The following is a 291-nucleotide window of genomic DNA, read 5'->3' as shown; positions in this document are numbered from 1 at the left end:
CCCTTCGGCCTGATCGTCGACGCCCTGCAACCCGAACGCGTCACCGGACGCAACCCCCTGTTCCAAATCAGCCTCACATTGCAGCCGGCCAGTTCCCAAGCTGATCTGACACTCGGCGATGCGGCAGCCGAACCCTTGGCCGCGACGAATCAGTTCGCCCGGTTCGACGTCGGGATGGAACTGATGGACGCTCCGGATGGCCTGTGGGTGTCAGTGGAGTACTCCACCGAGTTGTTCGACGCCGACCGCATCGAACGCCTCCTCGACCACTACACCGCCGTCCTCGCCGCC

General features: G+C 64.6%; 1 protein-coding gene. It reads left to right on the top strand.

The features are described from left to right. Positions 1-291, top strand: a 291-nt coding sequence (locus tag ACLQ2R_RS39665; protein ID WP_425966563.1) for a condensation domain-containing protein, incomplete at both ends; no start/stop codon positions are given.

Source organism: Streptosporangium sp. DT93 (assembly GCF_049844535.1).
Classification (GTDB): Bacteria; Actinomycetota; Actinomycetes; order Streptosporangiales; family Streptosporangiaceae; genus Streptosporangium.
This window is presented reverse-complemented; position numbering and strand designations above follow the sequence as displayed.